Annotated in this window: 13 protein-coding genes; 7 read left to right on the top strand and 6 right to left on the bottom strand. The window is 68.7% G+C overall.

The features are described 5' to 3' along the window. Positions 1-34 precede the first annotated feature (34 nt). Positions 35-433: a hypothetical protein gene (locus J2751_RS08260; RefSeq protein WP_209485033.1), complete on the bottom strand. Its 399-nt coding sequence runs from the start codon at positions 431-433 to the stop codon at positions 35-37. Then, on the bottom strand, positions 433-885 hold the full coding sequence (locus tag J2751_RS08255) for a DUF2240 family protein (protein WP_209485030.1): 453 nt from the start codon (positions 883-885) through the stop codon (positions 433-435). Before J2751_RS08255 ends, J2751_RS08260 begins: the two co-directional genes overlap by 1 nt. A gap of 125 nt (positions 886-1,010) precedes the next feature. Between J2751_RS08255 and J2751_RS08250 the strand changes: the two genes are divergently transcribed. Further along, positions 1,011-2,000, top strand: coding sequence for an NOG1 family protein (locus J2751_RS08250; protein ID WP_209485028.1), 990 nt, complete (start codon positions 1,011-1,013; stop codon positions 1,998-2,000). Between the two features lie 58 nt (positions 2,001-2,058). Here the strand turns inward: J2751_RS08250 and J2751_RS08245 are convergent, their stop codons facing one another. Further along, complete coding sequence (locus J2751_RS08245; RefSeq protein WP_209485094.1) at positions 2,059-3,333, bottom strand: TIGR00341 family protein; 1,275 nt, start codon at positions 3,331-3,333, stop codon at positions 2,059-2,061. Between the two features lie 183 nt (positions 3,334-3,516). Between J2751_RS08245 and J2751_RS08240 the strand changes: the two genes are divergently transcribed. Next, positions 3,517-3,768 (top strand): hypothetical protein, encoded by a 252-nt coding sequence (locus tag J2751_RS08240; protein ID WP_209485092.1) that lies wholly within the window; start codon positions 3,517-3,519, stop codon positions 3,766-3,768. 129 nt (positions 3,769-3,897) lie between these two features. Further along, on the top strand, positions 3,898-4,779 hold the full coding sequence (locus tag J2751_RS08235) for a homoserine kinase (protein ID WP_209485026.1): 882 nt from the start codon (positions 3,898-3,900) through the stop codon (positions 4,777-4,779). Positions 4,780-5,326: 547 nt separating this feature from the next. Here J2751_RS08235 and pdxS read toward each other — a convergent pair. Beyond that, on the bottom strand, positions 5,327-6,235 hold the full coding sequence (gene pdxS, locus J2751_RS08230) for a pyridoxal 5'-phosphate synthase lyase subunit PdxS (protein WP_209485024.1): 909 nt from the start codon (positions 6,233-6,235) through the stop codon (positions 5,327-5,329). Positions 6,236-6,376: 141 nt separating this feature from the next. Here pdxS and mobA point away from each other — a divergent pair, with 141 nt between their 5' ends. Continuing rightward, on the top strand, positions 6,377-7,111 hold the full coding sequence (gene mobA, locus J2751_RS08225; protein WP_209485022.1) for a molybdenum cofactor guanylyltransferase: 735 nt from the start codon (positions 6,377-6,379) through the stop codon (positions 7,109-7,111). A 6-nt stretch (positions 7,112-7,117) separates the two neighbouring features. Here the strand turns inward: mobA and J2751_RS08220 are convergent, their stop codons facing one another. Further along, complete coding sequence (locus J2751_RS08220; RefSeq protein WP_209485020.1) at positions 7,118-7,639, bottom strand: J domain-containing protein; 522 nt, start codon at positions 7,637-7,639, stop codon at positions 7,118-7,120. Between the two features lie 165 nt (positions 7,640-7,804). On the opposite strand from J2751_RS08220, the gene mutS reads away from it, so the two are divergent. The 3 genes from mutS (at position 7,805) to J2751_RS08205 (ending at position 14,214) form a co-directional block, all read left to right on the top strand. Next, positions 7,805-10,693 (top strand): DNA mismatch repair protein MutS, encoded by a 2,889-nt coding sequence (gene mutS / locus J2751_RS08215; protein ID WP_209485018.1) that lies wholly within the window; start codon positions 7,805-7,807, stop codon positions 10,691-10,693. Further along, positions 10,683-12,449, top strand: a complete 1,767-nt coding sequence (gene mutL, locus J2751_RS08210) for a DNA mismatch repair endonuclease MutL (RefSeq protein WP_209485016.1) — start codon at positions 10,683-10,685, stop codon at positions 12,447-12,449. The genes mutS and mutL overlap by 11 nt, the downstream gene beginning before the upstream one ends. A 91-nt stretch (positions 12,450-12,540) precedes the next feature. Then, positions 12,541-14,214, top strand: a complete 1,674-nt coding sequence (locus J2751_RS08205) for a DNA-directed DNA polymerase II small subunit (RefSeq protein ID WP_209485014.1) — start codon at positions 12,541-12,543, stop codon at positions 14,212-14,214. A gap of 907 nt (positions 14,215-15,121) precedes the next feature. On the opposite strand, the gene J2751_RS08200 is transcribed toward J2751_RS08205, so the two are convergent. After that, on the bottom strand, positions 15,122-15,754 hold the full coding sequence (locus J2751_RS08200) for an IMPACT family protein (RefSeq protein ID WP_209485012.1): 633 nt from the start codon (positions 15,752-15,754) through the stop codon (positions 15,122-15,124). Positions 15,755-15,771: the final 17 nt, after the last annotated feature.

Genomic DNA, 15,771 nt, shown 5'->3' with positions numbered 1-15,771 from the left:
CTCGGAGCCACCGCGGACCGCCTCGATTCCCGTACTACGTGTCACTGTTTGCGGAACGGCTTCCCGTTTCGAGTACGGCTTCGAGCACCGGGAGGACTCGCTTTACTTCTGCGCCGCTCTCGACGAACACCAGCGTCCGCGGCGGCTGGGTCGCCTTCGGCCTGACGCGGAGCCCCGCAGTTCCGGCGGCGTCGGCGGCGGCGTCCGGCGCGACCCGGAACTCGACCCTGACGCGGTCGGGCTGGACGAACGCCTCGCCGAGTCGATTGTTGCCGTCGACGAGTGCGTACGCGAGCGCACCGTCCGGCGTCGGCTCTACGTCGGGATCGGCGTCTGTCACCGACAGATCCCGGAGCCGTCCGTGGTTCCCGGTCACCTCCGAGGCGAGCAGTTGCGCGATCCGGACGCCGTCGGTCAGGCGCTCTTCAGCCATCACTCGCCCCCCGTGAGTTCGGACCGAACGTCGGCAGCGAGGTGGTCGACCGCCGCTCCCCGCTCTTTCGCGTAGAGGACTGCCGCCGCCTCGATGGTGATCGCGAGCGCGCGCTGTCGCTCGTTGATCCCCGCGACCGCGCGCTGTTTCTCGACGCCGGCGTCGACGATGGCGTCGAGCGCGGTCTCGAACGTCGACTGCTCGCGCAACACGTCCTCCGAGGGGTGAAACCCCTCGGGTATCGTCACCTCGTCCGGGTCGAATCGGGCAAGCAGGTCACCGTCCTCTTCCTCGACCAGTCCCCGCCCGACCGCCACGTCGACGAGCCGCTTCGCTTGGTCCGGTGAGAACCAGTCACGCTCCAGCGAGAGCGCCACCACGAACTCGCCCTCGCCCAGCCGCTCCGCGGCGTGCCACTGGAACGGGGCGGCCACGGTGGCTTCAAGACTCATGTCACAGGGGCGGCCACGGACGTGCGTAAACGTATCGGAGCGTGTCGAGGGTCCGTTTTCCCCTTCGCGTCCCGCATGGCCCGGAAACGGACGCCCTTATCCCTCTCGGCGGGGTACACCGGCGTATGATATTTGAGGGCCTCCCGACGACCCCCCGCTCAGAGGAACTCGTCGACAAGGCATTCTCCCGTGCGGCACGCGCGGGTCGCGCCAAGCGTGGCCACGAGGCCCAGGAGTCGATGCTGCGGACCGCCGGCAACATCCTCTCGGACAACTTAGAGAACGTCGTCGTTTCGTGGCCGGATTTCGGCTTCGACGTCGACCCGTTCTACTACGAACTCGCGGACGCCATCGTCGATGTCGACCGCCTCCGACAGGCACTTTCACAGGTAATGTGGGCGAGTCGGCAGATAGAGGACCTCCGTGACGAGTACACGACGAAGATCCGCAACTCCGACGTCGACACCGCTCGGAAACACCGCAAGCAGGCGTTCGCCCGGATGGCGGACGTCATGGACCAGATCGAAGACGACCTCCGCTACATCGGTGACTCTCGTGACGACCTGCGGGACCTACCGGACATCCGCCCCGACGAACCCGCTATCGTCGTCGCGGGCTACCCGAACGTCGGCAAATCCTCGTTCGTGAACCACGTCACCCGCGCCGCAAACGAGATCGCCGAGTACCCGTTCACAACCCGCGGCGTTCAGGTCGGACACTTCGAGCGCGATCATATTCGTTACCAGATCGTCGATACGCCTGGACTGCTCGACCGTCCTGAAGCGGAGCGCAACGACATCGAGCGGCAGGCGGTGAGCGCGGTGGCCCACCTCGCGGATGTCGTCCTCTTCGTGCTCGACCCGTCCGGAGACTGTGGGTACCCCCTCGATGTCCAACTCGAACTCCGCGAGGAGGTCCGTGCGCTGTTCGACGAGTCGATCCCGCTTCTCACAGTCGCGAACAAACACGACCGCTTCGACGCGGTTCGTGCCGAGGCTGTCGACGCGACGATGAGCGTCACCCAGAACGAGAACGTCGAGTCCGTCCTCGATATGGTCGTCGACGCGGTCGAGTACGACCCCGACTTACCCACGCGAGACGGCGAGGAGCGGTGAGCCGTCGGAACGCCCGGACAGTCGGATAACACAGGACGCTCGCGAGTCCAGTCGTGGGCTATGCCCGGTCAACCGTTACTACTCTGACCTCCACGTCCACGCGGTCACCGGTCACCGCCTCGATCTGCTCGTCCAACCGTGTTGCGAGTCCGTCGATGGTCGTTCCTGGGGGTGCGCCGATCGTAACTACGACGCGATCAGTCGACAGCGGCGGGACGGTACCGCTCCGCTGGACGTCGAGTTCCAACAGCTCCATTCCGCCGTCGATGGCCGCCAACTCGTCGCCGACGGCGTTTCGGATGTCGGTTTCGGTGGTCGACGCGACGTACGATTCGTAGGTGACGCCGCCGAGAAACACGGAGAGGAGCGCGATAGCGACGACGAGCACCCCGACGCGCTTGACGAGCGCCGCCCGTGCGTCGTCCTCACGGAACCACTGCTGGGGTCGATAGCCGTTGTACCACAACACGACGAGCGCCGAGAGGTTGATCGAGAGGACGTTCACCGCCACGATCACGCCCGCGCCGACGACGAGCCGGGGGATCCCGAAGGCGATCCCGATGCCGACGGCGGCGGCGGGCGGGATCAGCGCCACCGCAATCATCACGCCGACGAGCGTCGCGGAGACGCCGGTCATCAGCGAGACGATACCCGCGATGCCGGCTCCGATGGCAACCGCGAGCACGAGCACGTTCGGGGCGAGCCGTTCCGCGACCTCCGCGAGTTCGAGCGGGTTGAGTCCCGGCGGAACCAACGCGAGCGAGCGCAGGGCTGCGGCGAATAGCGTCGCCGAGAGGACGGCGACACCGACGCCGATCACCTGCATTCGGACCCCACGACGGAACATCGTCTCGTCGTCGACGACGGTCCCGATGGCGGCCGACATCGCCGGCCCTATCAGCGGCGCGATCACCATCGACCCGACGACGGTCGCCGGCGAGTTCAACAGCAACCCCGCCGTCGCGATCACCGCCGAAATAACGGTCATGAGGACGTACGTCCGCATTCCGGAGGCAAGGTCGGCCGCCTTCGCCTGTAGCTCCTCACGCGATATTCGGTCTTCCGCGCGATCGGACTCCCTCGCGTACTCCTCCTCTAGCGCCTCGAACCGCCGCGATATCACCGTCTCCGCGGCGACGATGACGGTGTAGGTCCGTTCGTCGATCCCGGCCTCGCGGAGCCGTTCGAGGACCGGCTCGACCGCTGCGGTCGGGAGGGGGAACGTCGCCACCGCCGTGTACTCGCGGCCGCTGGTCTCGTCGGTGACGACGTAGTCGACCCCCTCCTCGTCGAGCGCGCGGACGACCGCCGCGCGTTTCCCCGCCGGGATCATCACTTGAACGAGTCGCACGCTTCGTGGTCGACGCGGCGGGGCTTATAATCAGGGATCGACGAGCCGCCGGAAACGCGGCAGGAGATCCGTGTATCCCGTCACGATACACCTGAGTCCGTCGATATTACGCCCCTCCCGCGAAACGGAACTTTAATGCGCGAATCCCTCCCACTCCTCGACAAGATGCTCTCGCCGCTGACCATCGACGCGTTCCTGCTCGATTACCACCTCGGGCACGCCCTGCTGCTCGCGTTCGTTGTCTCGCTTCTGGGCGCGGCCCCGTTGAAATCACAGAAGGTGATCGCGACGGTCGTCATGGGCTTCGGCGCGATCTTCCTCATGGCCCCGTTCACGACGCTGCCGGCGGTCTACGTTCTCTTCGGAATCGGCCTGGCGGTCGTCGGTCCGCTGCTCTGGACCACCGCGGACTCGTAGTCACCGTCGTCGGTTTCGCTCCCGCTCTCTCCTCCCGCTCGTGTTCCCGTTGCCCTCGATCGCGTCCCGTGCCCGCCCCACGCTTGTTCGATCCCGCTCCTTTTTGATGCCCCGGATCGACTCCCCGCCATGGTCACGGTACGGGCACCCGCCACCAGCGCGAACCTCGGCAGCGGCTTCGACGTCTTCGGGGTAGCGCTCTCGCGCCCGGCCGACGTTATCACGGTCGAACGCGCTGATCGGACCACCATCGAGGTGACCGGCGTCGGTGCCCAGTACATCCCCGAGGACCCCGATTCCAACACCGTCGGTGCGGTCGTCGATGCGCTCGACGCGCCCGCACGCATCCACATCGACAAGGGCGTTAGACCCGCCTCCGGGCTCGGATCCTCGGCCGCCAGCGCCGCGGGGGCCGCCGTCGCGCTCAACGAACTCTACGACCGGGGGCTCTCCCGACACGAGCTGGTCCCCGTCGCTGCGGAGGGCGAGGCGGTCGTCTCCGGCGTCGCTCACTCCGACAACGTCGCGCCCTCCATTCTCGGCGGGTTCACCGTCACCGCCGCCGACGGGACCACCGCAGTCGACGCGGACGTGCCGCTCGTCGTCTGCCTCCCCGATGTCGCCGTCTCGACGCGGGACGCCCGCCGCGTCGTCCCCGAGACGGCCTCGATGGACGACCTCGTTGCGACCGTCGGCAACGCTGCCACCCTCGCGGTCGGGATGTGCCGGTCCGACCCTGATCTCGTCGGATCGGGAATGTGCGACCCGGTCGTCACCCCCGAGCGCGCACGCCTCATCACCGGCTACGACGACGTTCGCGAGGCCGCGTTCGACGCCGGCGCGACCGGCGTCACCGTCAGCGGAGCCGGTCCCGCGATCATCGCCGCCTGTCACGACGATCGGCGGCAGGCCATCGCCGCTTCCATGCTCGACGCCTTCGCCGCCGCCGGGATCGAGGCCCGCGCGTACCAGACCAAGATCGGCCGCGGTGCGACGATACTGGAGGAGTGAGGCGAGGCGTTCGTTGGGTTCCACGAGTAGTGAGTGATCTCGGGAGTGAGTTTCTCACATCGGCAGCGACGTGATCGAATGTAAAAGACTGTGAGCGGCCGCGACGATCGATTATAAATGGACGACACGGTGGCGTCATCGGCGGCTCCGCCGCCGGTTGCTAGCGAGAGCGTCGCTCTCGCCCCGCGCCTCGGTGAGCGGCTCTCCGAGCCCCGAACCGCGAGGGAGTCGCTGGCGGCTGCCGCCGCCAGCGACGAGGCTGGGGCTTTGGAGGCCTTCACCGTCGATCCGCAGTCTCCGACTTATAAACGGAGAGCTGGGGATTTAGAAGAGATATCCCTTGCCTCGTTCATTTATAAACCGCCGCCAGCAACACCGCTCTCTCGCTTATAAACACCACCGTCTCAGTATATCCGATCTACTCCCGGTATCGAGTACAGAGGTTCGAGTAGCGCGAAGCGTCCAGTGGAACGGAGTCGACATTCGCCGGGAGACCGCTCGCAGCCATTTATAAGACACCGCACCGGCTCAGAGCCCGGATTCCCTTTTAAACGCCGCGGCCTTGGAGCTTCTCCTCCTCGGCCATGTCCTCGTTGGACTGCCCCTTCATGCCCTTGCCCGTCCCGGAGGCGATCCGCGCGAGCTCCTCGGGGTCGTCCCAGTTATTGACGGCCTCGACGATGGCCTTGCCCATCGCCTCGGGGTCCTCCGCGCCGAAGATGCCGGAGCCGACGAAGATGCCGTCACAGCCGTGATACATCATCAGCGCCGCGTCCGCTGGCGTGGCGATGCCGCCCGCCGCGAAGTTGACGACCGGGAGCCGACCGGCCTCCGCGGCCTCGTGGACCAGATCCCGCGGCGCGCCGTGCTCGCGGGCCCACTCCTCGCGCTCCTCGTAGTTGAGCCCGGTGAGGGTGCGGATCTGCTTTTTGATCGTCCGCTGGTGTTTGACGGCCTGGTTGACGTCGCCGGTGCCGGCCTCGCCCTTCGTCCGGATCATCGCCGCGCCCTCGCGGATCCGGCGGAGCGCTTCGGGGAGGTTCCGAGCCCCGCAGACGAACGGAGACGTGAAGTCGCGCTTGTCGGTGTGGTACTCGTCGTCGGCGGGCGTGAGCACCTCGCTCTCGTCGATCATGTCGACGCCGAGCGCTTCGAGGATCTCCGACTCCTTGCGGTGACCGATCCGGGATTTCCCCATCACCGGGATCGACACCTCGTCGATCACTTCCGGAACGCGTTCCGGGTCGGGCATCCGCGCGACGCCGCCACGCTTCCGGATGTCCGCCGGGACGTTCTCGAGCACCATCACCGCGACCGCCCCTGCGTCCTCGGCGATGCGGGCCTGCTCGCGGTTGACGACGTCCATGATAACGCCGCCCTTCTGCATTCGCGCGAAGCCGCGCTTGACCAGTTCGGTCCCCCGCTTCAGCTCCTCCAGATCCGTTGCCTCTGGCATGTGTATCGGTAGGGCTGCCGGCCACTTAACGGGTCGCTTTCGGCGGAACGAACGCCGGAAACGGGGATCCGTTCCCATCGCTCCCCGACCCCGATACCCCCGACCGCAAACCAGAAGCCGCTCCGCTTCGACCGGGTTCGTATGCCAACCGGTGCCATCGTCGCCGGCGGCCGGTCGACCCGCTTCGGCGACGTCGACAAGTCGGTCGCCGAGCTCGGCGGCGTCCCGATGATCCGTCGGGTTGCGAACCGCCTTGCTGGCGTCGACGATCCGGTCCCCCCGGGAGCCGACCGCGCAAGCGGCTGCGACCCGGTCGTCGACGACCTCGTGGTGAACTGCCGCCCCGACCAGCGGGACGCCATCACCGCGGCGATGGAGGGAGTCCCCCTGCCGATCCGCTGGGCACTCGACGACGACAGCGATCGGGGGCCGGTCGCGGGGATCCGCAACGCCTGTCGGGCCGCACCCGACGAGTACGTCCTCGTCGTCGCCTGCGACATGCCGTTCGTCGACCCCTGGTTCGCGGCCTCCCTCTTCGACGACGCCCGGGGCCAGGGAGTCGACGGCAGCGACGGTGCGAGCGGCACCGGTGTCCACGACGACGCGCGCCGCAGCTACGACGCCGCAGTCCCTCGACTCTCCGACCGATGGCTCCAGACGACGCAGGCGGTGTATCACGCGGACGCGATGGCGACCGCCTGTGACCGGACGCTCGCCCGAGGGGAGCGCAAGGTCCTCGACACGGTCGAGGGGCTCGACGCGGTCGTCGTCGACGACGCCACCATCCGCAGCCGGACGACCGAGCGGACTTTCACCAACGTCAACACGCAGGCGGAGCTCGACGACGCGGAGGCGTTCCTCGCTCCCCACGTCTGACCTGCTTCAGTCGGTCAGAACCTCGTAGGCGCGGTTCAGGTCTTTGAACGCGTCCTCGTCCCCGTCTTCCCCGTCGGGATGGAGTCGTTTCGCGCGCTCCCGGTACCGCGATCGGATCGCCTCGCGGTCGGCGGTACGGTCGAGATCAAGCGTCTCGTAGGCCTCGCGCTCGGACATGCCGTTCGTGCGGGGTGCCCGCTCTCGCCGGTCCCGGCCTCCTCCCGTCCCGCTCCGGCGTCCACCGCGTCCCCCGGCACCGGCCGCCCGATAGGCGTCACGTCGGTTCTCGGCCGCCCTCGCGCGCTGTCTGGCGCGCTCGCGCTCCGTCGGGCCGATCCGGTCGGCCTCGACCCGCACTCGATCGCGGAGCCGACCGCTGGCGTGGTACCACAACAGGTACGCGACGACGCCGAAGGGGACGGCGACCGCGAGGAGGACGGGACTGACGACGACCCCGCCGACGAGCAACAGTGCCGTGAGCCCGATGAACGTCGCCGCCAGCCCGACGAGTATCGTACGGTTCTCCACGTCCCGGATCACGGCGTCGAGGACTGTAAGACTCTCGGGAGACGGGCCTCATCCGCTCGACACCGACCGCCGCCCGCTCGTCCGTCCGAACCGCTCGTCCGCCCGAACCGACGGTCGTTTCGGTGCTCCGTGCCGTTTATGTTCTCGGCCGACCCGATCGGTGGTATGTCAACGCCGGATCGGGAGACAGTCACGGGGCTCCCGCCCGGGATCGCGGCGGCCCGCGAGGAGCTCACGCCGATGCTCTCGCAGTACGCCGACCTCTGTGCCGCCCACGAGGACGCGCTCGTCCTGTTCCAGGTGGGTGACTTCTACGAGGCGTTCTGTGAGGCCGCCGAGACCGTCGCCCGCGTCTGTGAGGTGACGCTCACCGAGCGAACCGACTCGACCGGCGAGTACCCGATGGCAGGGATACCCATCGACAACGCCGCGCCCTACCTTGACACGCTGCTCGACGCGGGCTACCGCGTCGCGCTCGGCGATCAGGTCGAGGACGCAGAGCAGGCCTCGGGGCTCGTCGACCGCGCCGTCACCGAGGTAATAACGCCCGGGACCGTCGTCGAGGACGACCTGCTGGAGTCGGGCACGACGAACTACGTCGCCGCGCTGGCGTCCGGATCGGCCGAGGAAACCACCTCCCACGACGAGCCCGATCCGACGCTCGGGCTCGCCGCCGTCGACGTCTCCACCGGTGAGTGTCTCGTTACCGCAGGGGATCCCGACACCGTAATCGGGGAGCTCGACCGGGTCGCGCCCGCGGAGCTGATCGTCGGACCGGACGCGGCCGCGTTCGCTCCCTCGGACGCCGCCGGCAACTGGGAGCGCCACGAGTACGATCCCGAGGCGTTCGACCGCCGGGCGGCCCGCGATCGACTGGAGCCGTACGTTTCCGCGCCCGAGCGTCGGTTCGAGTACGACGCCGAACTCCGTGCCGCGGGCGCGGTGTTGGCGTACGCCGAGTACACGCAGGGCGACGACGGGCCTCTGGAGTACGTCTCGCGCGTCCGCCGGTACGACCCTCGCGACGGCCTCCGGCTCGACGCGGCGGCCCAGCGCAGCCTCGAACTGTTCGAGAACCGCGGGCTCGGCGCGAGCGACACGCTGTTCGACGTGCTCAACGAGACGAACTGCGCGCTCGGTCGCCGGCGTCTGGAACGTTGGCTCCGCCGTCCCTTGGTCGACGCCGACGCGATCCGGAGCCGACACGACGCGGTCGGCGAGCTGGCGGACCGGACCCTCGCTCGGGAGGGGATCGCGGACGCGCTCTCGACCGCGTACGACCTCGAACGGCTGATCGGACGGGTGTCCCGCGGCCGTGCCGACGCCCGCGACCTCCGGTCGCTACACGCGACCCTCGACATGGTTCCCGAGCTGAAGGCGACGCTCTCGGAGGCGGCGACGGACGCCACGGACACCGCCGGAGCGAGTGGGAACTCGCTCCCCCGAACCGACCACCTCACGAACCTCCGTGACCGCCTCGACGAACTCGGCGAGATCCGCGAGCTGATCGACGACGCGATCGCCGCGGATCCGCCACAGGAGATCACCGATGGCGGAGTGATCCGCGACGGGTTCGATCGCGACCTCGACGAGCTGCGCGCCACCGAGCGCGAGGGTCGCGAGTGGGTCGCCGAGTTGGAGGCGAGCGAGCGCGATCGGACCGGGATCGACTCGCTCTCGGTCGGACACACGCAGGTCCACGGCTACTACATCGAGGTGACCGACGCCAACCTCGACCGAGTGCCGGACGACTACCACCGCCGGCAGACCCTAAAAAACAGCGAGCGCTACTACACGCCGGAACTGAAGGAGCGGGAGGAGGAGATCCTCGGGGCCGCCGAGCGCGCCGATGCGCTGGAGTACGAGCTGTTCGTCGAGGTGCGCGACCGGGTTGCCGAGGAGACGGAGCGGATCCAGGCGCTCGCGGACGCGCTCGCGGATCTGGACGTGCTCGCGTCGCTTGCGGCGGTCGCGGTCGCGAACGATTACGTCAGACCCGAAGTGACCGAGGATCCGGACGCTGGAATCCGGATCGAGGGCGGTCGGCACCCGGTCGTCGAGCGGACGGAGGACGCGTTCGTCCCCAACGACGCGGACCTGCCGCGCGGCTCGGTCGCCGTGATCACCGGCCCGAACATGAGCGGGAAGTCGACGTACATGCGGCAGGTGGCACTCGCGGTCGTGCTCGCACAGACCGGCTCGTTCGTCCCCGCGCAGGCCGCCCGGCTCCCGGTACTCTCGCGGCTGTTCACGCGGGTCGGGGCCTCCGACGACATCGCCGGGGGGCAGTCGACGTTCATGCGCGAGATGAGCGAGCTGACCGAGATCCTCCACGACGCGGGCTCCGACTCGCTCGTCCTCCTCGACGAGGTCGGCCGCGGTACCGCCACGACGGACGGACGAGCTATCGCCCGCGCGGCCGCCGAGTTCGTCCACGACGAGCTGGGCGCGACCACGCTCTTTGCGACACACTATCACGAGCTGACCGACCTCGCTGCGGAGCGCGAGCGTGCGTTCAACCTCCACTTTTCCGCCACCCGCGAGGACGGCGACGTGACCTTCCTTCATCGGGTCGTTCGGGGCGCGTCCTCGTCGTCGTACGGAGTCGAGGTGGCCGAGCTGGCTGGGGTTCCCGCTCCCGTCGTCGACCGGTCGCGCGAGCTGGTCGCGGTCGACGAGGGCGAGAGCGACTCCGCTGCCGGCGGAAGCGCCGTCGGCGGCGACGACGCGGACTCCACTGACGCGGACTCCCATGACGACGACGCTCCCGGTGACGTTGACGATGCTCTCGGTGTTGACGATGCCCCGGACGTCGACGACGCCTCGCTCCGCGAGTTCCTCACGGAGGAGACGGAGGGAGACGAACGAGCCGACCCGTCGCTGACGGACGCGTCCGGGGGCGGATCGTCCGCGGGCGACTCCCCGGAGTCGACGGCGGATATCCCACCCGACGTCGCCACGATCCTCCGCGACCTCGATCTCGCGAGAACGACTCCGATGGAGGCGCTGAACACACTCTCCGACCTCCAGGACCGCCTCGCACATGACGACTGATCGGCCCGACGCCGAGCGCAACGCCGACGCCGACAGAGAGCCGATCCGCCGGCTCGACCCCGCCACCGTCGATCGGATCGCCGCCGGCGAGGTGATCACCCGACCGGCGCGGGTCGTCGCCGAGCTCGTCGACAACGCGCTCGACGCGGGGGCCTCGCGGGTCGAGATCGCGGTCGACGGCGACGGAACCGATCGGATCCGGGTCGCGGACGACGGTCGGGGGATGTCCCGAGCGGACGCCCGGCTCGCGGTGGAGCGACACGCGACGAGCAAGCTCGCGCCCGACGCCGACCCCGTCGGGGTCGACTCGCTCGGCTTCCGCGGGGAAGCGCTCGCGGCGGTCGCCGACGCGGCTCGTCTCGAGGTGACGACCAACGACGGCGGTGCGGTCGGAACCCGGGTCGTCGTCGACCCGCGAGACGGGGGCGGAGCTGATACGGAGGATCGCTCCGACCCGGACGTCTCCGATGTCGGCCGCGCCCGCGGCACGACCGTCGTCGTCCGTGACCTGTTCGCGACCCGGCCGGCCCGCCGGGAGGCGCTCGCCGGGTCGCGCGCGGAGTTCTCGCGGATCTCGGCTCTCGTCGCCGACTACGCGCTCGCGAACCCCCACGTCGCCGTTACCCTCGATCACGACGGCTCGACGACTCTGTCGACGCCCGGAACCGGGGTCACCGACGCCCTGCTCGGCGTCTACGACCGGGAGACCGCCAGCCGGTCCACCGCGGTGTCCGCGAGCCACACCCTCGAATCCGGCGACGACGCGGTTCCCGTCGAGATGGGCGGCGTCCTCGCGTACCCCTCCGTCACCCGCGCGTCGCGTGACCACCTCCGGGTCTCGGTGAACGGTCGCCCGGTCCGTGACGACCGGGTCGCCGGCGCGGTGCGGGCGGGCTACGACCGGCTGCTCCCAGACGGCCGCGAGCCGGTCGCCGCGGTCGACGTCGGACTTCCCCCGGACCGGATCGATCCGAACGTCCACCCGGCAAAGCGGGAAGTCGGCCTCCGCGACGCCGACACCGTCGCCGACGCGGTCGAATCCGCGGTCGCGGACGCGCTCACCGGCGCGGACCTCCGGCGGCAGGCCGAGGTCGCGACGGACCTCGACACCGCGCTCGACCCGGTCGGTGAGGCGGACGGGTCGCGGTCGGCGACGTTCGCCGACGCCGAGCCGATCGGAACTTTTCGAGACCTCTACGCGCTCGTCGAGTCGGGCGACGAGCTGCTCGTGGTAGACGCCCACGCCGCACACGAGCGAGTGAACTACGAGCGGCTCGCCCGCGCGTTCGACGGCGACCCCCTCCCGACCGCCGAACTCGACCCCCCGGCAGCGGTGTCGCTCTCGGCGTCGGAGGTCGCGACCGCCGAGACGCACGCCGACGACCTCGCCGCGCTCGGCTTCGAGACGGAGCCGTTTGGCGGTGGAACCGTCAGGATCCGGACGGTGCCCGCGCCGTTCGGCCGCACCGCCGATGTCGGGGCGTTCCGGGACGCGCTCGCGACGCTGTCGGACCCCGGCTCGGGATCCGGCGGCCGGAGCGGTCGCGATGCCCGTGACGCCCGCGAGCGCCTGCTGGCCGACCTCGCCTGTCACCCGTCGTTGAAGCGTGGAGAGCTCACCGACGCCGACGCGACTCGCGCACTGCTCGACCGCCTCGGGGAGTGTGAGCGTCCCTTCGCCTGTCCGCACGGCCGACCGACGGTCCTCTCCGTCTCCGAGGCGACGTTCGCCGCCGGGTTCGAACGGGATCGGTAGTCGTCGAGCCACTCTGCGACCGATAGCAGGACGTCTATCGGCCCCGCCCCGCTCCGCAATCGTTTTGCGTCGCTCCCCCCTCACCTCTCTCGTGCCGCTGGAGTCGAACGCCCGGGTCGTCAGCGAACTGGCCAGCCGCGGGTACAACGCCGAACGCGAGGCGGTAACGTTGCTCGCGGGCGCGGAGCGACCGGCTGCGACCCTCGAAGCGGTCGTCGACGCCGCGCCCGACGACGCCCTCCGGATCACGGCCGACCACGTCCGCGCGGTCGTCGACGAGCGAAGCGACGGCCCGGCCGACGACCCCGCCCCGCCGTCGAGGGACAGTGACGATCCCGATCCCTCGCCGACGAATCCCGACCCCTCGCCGACGAATCCCGACCCCTCGCCGACGAATCCCGACCCCTCGCCGACAGAGGCGACCGGATCCTTCGAGAGAGACGATGAAAACGGCGGATCTCCAGTCGAAACGAAGGGGTCCGGGGACGCGGTTCGGGACGGTTCCGACGCGTCCAGTGCTCCTGAACCCGGGTCCGCCAGCGCTCCGGCCGACCCCTCCCGCCGCGAACTCGAGATCGCCAACGACATGACCGGCCGGAGCACCGGCACCGGAGAGTACGACGACTTCGTTCGGACGTTTCGGGACCGCTACGAGCGGCTCTCGAAGCTGCTCCGGGGACGCGTCAACCACCGGCCGGCGACGGCGATCGCCGATATGCCCGGCGGGAGCGAGGCCGCGATGATCGGGCTCGTCAACGACGTCCGCTCGACGAAGTCGGGCCACTGGCTGATCGAGTTGGAGGACAGCACCGGAACGTTCCCGGCGCTGGTGATGAAGGACAAGGGCCTCGCCGACGTCGTCGATGAGATCCTGATGGACGAGTGTGTCGCCGTCGACGGCACGCTCGCCGACGATTCCGGGATCCTCTTTGCCGACTCGCTCCACTTCCCCGACGTCCCCCGAAGCCGCGTCACCGGCGGGGCCGACCGCCACGTACAGGCGGCGCTGATCTCCGACGTCCACGTCGGCAGCGACGAGTTCGTCGCCGACGCGTGGAGTCGCTTTACCGACTGGCTCCACACGCCAGAGGCTGAGCCCGTCGAGTACCTGCTGATCGCCGGCGACATGGTCGAGGGCGTCGGCGTCTACCCGGACCAGGACGAGGAGCTAGAGATCGTCGACATCTACGACCAGTACGAGGCGTTCGCGGAGCACCTCAAGGAGGTCCCGGCCGACACCGAGATCGTGATGATACCCGGGAACCACGACGCCGTCAGACTCGCGGAGCCACAGCCCGGGTTTAACGAGGAACTCCGCTCGATCATGGACGTCCACGACGCGCGGATCGTCTCGAACCCCGCGACCGTGACCGTCGAAGGCGTTGACGTACTGATGTACCACGGCGTCTCGCTCGACGAGGTGATCGCCGAACTCCCCGAGGAGAAGGCGAGCTACGAGGAGCCGCACAAAGCGATGTACCAACTCCTCAAGAAACGCCACGTCGCCCCGCAGTTCGGGGGACATACCCGTGTCGCCCCGGAGGAACGGGACTACCTCGTCATCGAGGACGTGCCCGACGTGTTCCACACCGGCCACGTCCACAAGCTCGGCTGGGGGAAGTACCACGACGTGCTCGCGGTCAACTCCGGCTGCTGGCAGTCACAGACCGACTTCCAGAAGTCCGTCAACATCGATCCTGACGCAGGCTACGCGCCGATACTCGATCTCGACACGCTGAACATGACCGTCCGGAAGTTCACTTAATATACCCGAGTTCAATGGCGGCGACGCAGCGAACGATGGCGGGAGTGGGTATATCGATATGGCCGATCGGTTGTTTATAAGTGATCTAGTGGTGTTGCTGTCGGCTGTTTATAAGTCGTTGCTGACGCGGTGAGTGCGTCCAAAGCCCCAGTCGCTCGCTTATAACTGGCTGCTGGCGGATCGGCGGTAAACGCCTCCAAAGCCCCAGCCACGAGGACTCGCGCGACTCGCTGTGCTCCTCAGTCGCTCGTTTCACTCGCTCCTTGCGGTGTCGCCGGCGGCTCCGCTACCGGCTTCCCGTGGCGCGTAGCGCCACGCTGCTTGCGTCGTCGTGCTTCGTCCTCGTGGCTCACGGGCCTCCGGCCCGTTCGCTGTCGGGGCCTCCCTCCGGTCGGCCCCGCTCCCTGCCCCTTTTAGTCCCACCCCGCACAGCACCCGCACCTCACGCCTCCCCAGCCTCGTCACCGGTGCTCCGCGCCGGCGACTCCCTCGCGCCGTCGTCGCCGGCGCGTAGCACCGGCTGCCAGAGGGGCCTTCGGTCCCTCGCGGTTCGCGCCTTTATAAGGCACGAACCGGGGCGCAGGGCGAGAGCGAAGCTCTCGCTAGCAACCGGCGGCGGAGCCGCCGGTGACGCCGATAGTATCGCTCGTTTATAAGTGGTCGTCGCTACCGCTCATACTCCTTTTAAATACGATCTCGTCGCCGGCGATCTGCTATACCCACTCCCGAAATCACTCACTAAACACTCTATGAAGATCAGTCGGTCCACTGAGCCGTCTATTTATAACCGAAGCCGCGGCCAACTCCTCCGTGACGTGACCGTCGCCCGCGGCGCACTGGACGGGAGCGCGACGCCCCGCCGCGGAAAACACACAGCGGCCGCGTCGCCTGTTCGTCATTTCCGCGCTCACCGGTCGATCTCGACCCGCCCGCTCGTCGCACTGTTGAGTCGCTCGACGAGGGACTCGATTTCCTCGACTGGTATCCGCAGTTCGAATCGAACCCGTTCGTCGTAGTCGGCGTCGAACTCGACGCCGGACGACTCGATCAGTCCGCGAAGGGTCCCGGAGTCGTCGTAGTCGGTTCGGACGATCAGCCGCCGGTGTGGACGCTCCTCGATCACGCCCGCCTCGTCGACGGCTTCCTTGACCGCCCGCGAGTACGCCCTCGCGAGCCCGCCCACGCCGAGGTTCGTCCCGCCGTAGTACCGGGTTACCACGCAGACGACGTTGCGAACTTCCCGCTGCTGGAGAACGTTTAATGCCGGCTTTCCCGCCGAGCCGCTCGGCTCGCCGTCGTCGTCGCCGTACTCCCGGAGCATCACGTCCGAATCGGGCGTCCGCTCCGACGCCTCCCCGGCTGGTACCCGGTACGCCGGGACGTTGTGCGTTGCGTCCGCGTACTCCGCCCCGACGGTCTCGATGAACGCCTCGGCCTCGTCGACGCTGTCCGCGGGCGAGACGTGGCCGAGGAACTCCGAGCCACGGACCTCGAACGTCGCGGTCGCCCGCCCGCCGACCGTCCGGTAGGTGTCGCTCACTACCGAAGGATCCGCCG

Origin of the sequence: Halorubrum alkaliphilum (assembly GCF_017873815.1) — an archaeon.
Classification (GTDB): domain Archaea; phylum Halobacteriota; class Halobacteria; order Halobacteriales; family Haloferacaceae; genus Halorubrum; species Halorubrum alkaliphilum.
Note: the sequence above shows the minus strand (reverse complement) of the source record. Positions and strands in the feature narration are given on the sequence as shown.